Here is a 4204-nt window from a genome sequence, read left to right on the forward strand (position 1 = left end):
TTTTTAGGGAAGATTACATTCATTGAATAATTACAGCTAACGTTTTTAGGATTTGCGAAGAACAGTGGAGAATTTGAACGATAGTTCAATTTCGTACGTTAAAGCAAATTGCTTTGTTATAACGAAATTAGTTGATTGTTATTGTAAAAGCAATTTTGCGGGAGGAAAAAACACAGGTTGAAAGTTTACTTTCAGCCCGTTTTTTGCAAAACACATTTTAACGGAAGTTGTAATTAATCTTTGAATAATGATATATCATTAATTAGTTTGTGTAAAATGACAAACATTTTCATTTCTTGATCTATATTATTTTTTGGATATATTTTTTTAGTAAAAAGGATATATTTACCTAAAAAATTAAAGGAAACATAAGCTTGGAATTTATAAGATTGCAGACTATCAATACTAAAAAATGGAAAGATGTTTGCTCTTGCTATTTTTTCATTTTCGTCTATAATTGTTATTAAGTTAGCTACATCTAAACTTCCTGTGTGTGCAATTTCAGATAGAGTCGAATATAATTCTTTTGTAACTCCTTTAGATTCGTTATTAACGTTTGGTGTTTTTTTTGTTAACTTGATAATTTCTTTTTTCTCAAGTTCTGAAAATCTCGTAGATGCTTCTAATTGCTTTCTTATTAATGTAGTTGCTTCAATTATATCACCATCCATTATTAATTTATTAATTAAAAAATGTGTCCTTAAAAAAGAAGCACAAATACTTATTTGATAAGATATATTATCATTTATTTCTTTGGTTGGAGTATAAAAATTTCTTGAAATTTTAAGAAATAAACCATCTATCAACATTCTAAAATCTGAAAGTTTATCAATTTTTGATTCTTCAGTTTTATATTTTTTATTTGAATTAAATCTAGAAGTATTAGATTTAGTAATAAAGTCCTCAATTTCTTCAAAATAACTAATAATAATTTCTTCAAATTCTTCTATTGAGTTTTCCATAAAATTTCTGCTAACATATTTTTTTACGAAACAATTATAGCTTTAGCTTCGTATAAATAACAAATATACAAACAAAACTAATTTATAACCATTATTGTGTAAATAAACAAAGGGTTCTATATAGAACCCTTATATTAATCTGGTATATTATGTATAAAAAAAGCCTCAGATAATATCTAAGGCTGTTTATTTTTTTTAAGTGCACCACGAATGCAAATGATTAATGGGACACTATTATATTACAAATATACAATTATTCTTTTATTAAATAACTATATCCTAATTTTTTTTCAATAATTTGTTTTATAACATCATTGTTTTCAAACTTATTGAATAATTCATGTAATCTAATTTCAAGTTCATTCTTTCTAGAAATTGAAATATTATTAAGCAGATATATTAACGCTTTTATTGCAGAATCTAAACTATGACTGTATTCATTGTTAAAAGGAGTATTAGGAATACCACTTACTCCTTCATCTATATGTAAATCATAAATAACTCCGCTATGTGCACAACTATTGCGAACAAAGACTAAAGTATCTAAAAAGTTCTGAAGTTTTTCAGGTTTCTTGAGCGAATACCGTAAAGAAATTTTTTTTCTAACATCCTGATCGATAATATGCTCATATACTTTAACTATTGATCCAAATGTATAGTATTCAAATGTTTTCCAACACGGTGCATATTTATCTTCTGGATATTTTTGATGATGTTTGCAAATTTGAATATTTTTTTTCTTAAAATTATTATTATAATGTGATTTTATATCTTTCAAATATTCTTCTGACATTATAGCAGGATCTGTGTACCAAATCGAGTTATTATTATAATGCATCGAAACCCAGTAAATTAGGTTAGTTCTAAAATTTAATTCTAGTCTGTTTATATATTTTATTAGCAAATATCTTAAATCTACGTCTAAATAATACAAGTCAATTACAGTCGAAAATTTAGTCCCTTCTACGAAATTATGATTTTCATCTATTTCGAATGGATACCAATAAAACCCTAATCTATAGTAACCAATATCTAATAAAATTTCTTTGATCTTATCATTCTCTAAGTCAAAAAACATACCTCTATCAATCAGCTTAGTAATTTGATTTTCTATACTCGTAAATGTATCAGCCATTTATTTTCAATATTTGTATTGATTAAGATTTAAAATATAAATTGCCTTTCTACCAGTTGTTTCTTCTGAACTGATCAACTCATCGTTTTTTAAGTTCCTCATAACACCAGCGATAGCAACAGAAGTTATTTCTTTTGGTACTAATTTCAACCGAACTAACTCCTCTTTTATTTCAGCAACAGTTTTACCTTTATTAAGAAAGTTAGTATTTACTATATGCTCTCTAATTTTTGATGTCAATTTTAAAGATTCTATCCTATCTTTTGGTAATTCATTGAGAGGTTTAAGAGGAATTTTAAAGTCTAATAATGTTTCTAATGGGTACTGAACGGCTTTTGCATATTCAACGTAATAATCTATATTGGTAGTTATACCTTTTTCAATACTATTGATTGTGTTTTCTGTTATAGTTGTTAATATAGAAATATCTTTTCTGGTATAGTTTAATTCTATACGCTTATTTAATAAAGACTTACCTAACTTTTCTCTATAAGCAGGTGAAACTAATCTATCTTTTCTATTATTATCACTCAACTCTAATGTTATTTTAAATTAATTAGATATAAATTTGCATGTAACAAAATATTTATCTATATTTGACTATAATTAATTAAGCGACAGTTATTAAACTCGAGTCTTGTTATCGAAAACGGCTAATTTAAGATGACGCAAGACCAATAGGGTTGTCGCTACCTCATATTTTGTATATTTGCATTCTATGGGGTGGTTTTCTCTATCGGATATTTCGTCAAAGGTTCTTAGCCGTACCTCGATTTAAATTGAAGATAGGAAATCGCCCCTCTTCATATCTCGACTCGTTCCATAAAACCCAACACAAAATGAGAACGAAACAATTTCCATTCATCCGTAAAAAACCACCAGACAAAGTCTGTTTGTTTATTCCATTCTTTTAAAGAACAATACCCCGTATTTATAGCATTTTTAAAACACGGATCGTAAAGTAAAGGGCTGACCTTTCTTTACACGCTCTCTATCAGAGCCTCGGTAAGGAGACTTTGAAAGCATTCGTTTTATCTTTTTTATTCGCACAATAAATTTAAAACGTTTAATATCATTTTCCAAATTTATTGGGGCTACTACCTGTTTTAAGTTGTAAGTAATGAGTTATAAGTAATAAGTTGAATGTATGATGTACAGATTAGATGTTAGTTGTTTGAGTTGAGTCTAAATCAAATATATAGGATGCGATTCTGAGACAAGTCAAGAATGACAAAACTCATTGTAGAAAGTGAATTTGAATATTGAAAAAGGAATTAAAAAAATGTCATATGATTTGGAGGCGAGTGTCAAAAAGCTGAGATGCATGATTAAGATTATTCATTTTTTTTCTTGATAAAAAACACATTTGAGATTAAGAGGAGAAGCTTTATAAGCTTCGGTATATTACTTTTTGCTTGATCAAAAAGTAATCAAAAAATCAAGACCGCGATTTTCGACGTTCAATTACCATTTTACGCACTAAAAAGATTAAATGATTCGCATACGCTCACTAATCTTTTTTACGCTTGTTTCAATGGATTGAAGCTCGTCTGCAAATCGTATGTCAACTCTAAAATTCGTTATTAAAAAGTGGATTTGAGTATTAATAAAACCGTAAAACGTAAAGCGTAAAACTTATAACGTAAAAACAAAAACCCCTTTCCCAAAAACAAAGTTGGCGCGATGTACAGGAAAAGGAGTGGCTTTTAAAACTAATGTTGAATTTTAAAAACTTATGTAAAATTATGAAAGAGTAAACAGATTCACACTCTATCCCCCGAAGACACCATAAGAAGAAAGTAAATGATCTTCATAAAGTAATTAGTGTTAAATTTTAGTTTTCATTTATTAATGTATTTTTTAAAACTTGTCTATCGGGGGAATTTCTTTTTAAGAGGAATATATTATAAACAGGCACGCGCGCGCGAAAAAATAGAGATGAAATTCTAAATTGAATTTACGATAATTAGTAGCTTATTATTTTATTACGTTCATTTTTTTTCTTGATAAAAAAAACGAACCAAAAGTTATTCATATGATTTATTATTATTTTTAAGGTATTCATGAATGCAAAGCATTACAAGACCGCGATTTTCGACGTTCAATT

3 protein-coding genes are annotated in these 4204 nt (G+C 27.4%); all 3 read right to left on the reverse strand.

Going from position 1 to position 4204, the window contains the following annotated elements; genetic code table 11:
• Positions 1-233: 233 nt before the first annotated feature.
• Positions 234-962, reverse strand: a complete 729-nt coding sequence (locus B4G36_RS08120; protein WP_291063252.1) for a hypothetical protein — start codon at positions 960-962, stop codon at positions 234-236.
• Positions 963-1215: 253 nt separating this feature from the next.
• Positions 1216-2097 (reverse strand): Abi family protein, encoded by an 882-nt coding sequence (locus tag B4G36_RS08125; RefSeq protein ID WP_291063254.1) that lies wholly within the window; start codon positions 2095-2097, stop codon positions 1216-1218.
• A gap of 6 nt (positions 2098-2103) precedes the next feature.
• A complete protein-coding gene (locus tag B4G36_RS08130) occupies positions 2104-2631 on the reverse strand; it encodes a hypothetical protein (RefSeq protein ID WP_219035428.1) in 528 nt (175 codons plus the stop codon).
• Positions 2632-4204: the final 1573 nt, after the last annotated feature.

Source organism: Empedobacter sp. UBA3239 (assembly GCF_002362875.1).
GTDB classification, from domain to species: domain Bacteria; phylum Bacteroidota; class Bacteroidia; order Flavobacteriales; family Weeksellaceae; genus Empedobacter; species Empedobacter falsenii_B.

What these genes read in the sequence shown, in the direction of transcription:
- B4G36_RS08120 (WP_291063252.1), bottom strand. Translation starts at nt 962, where the DNA reads ATGGAAAACTCAATAGAAGAATTTGAAGAAATTATTATTAGTTATTTT.
- B4G36_RS08125 (WP_291063254.1), bottom strand. Translation starts at nt 2,097, where the DNA reads ATGGCTGATACATTTACGAGTATAGAAAATCAAATTACTAAGCTGATT.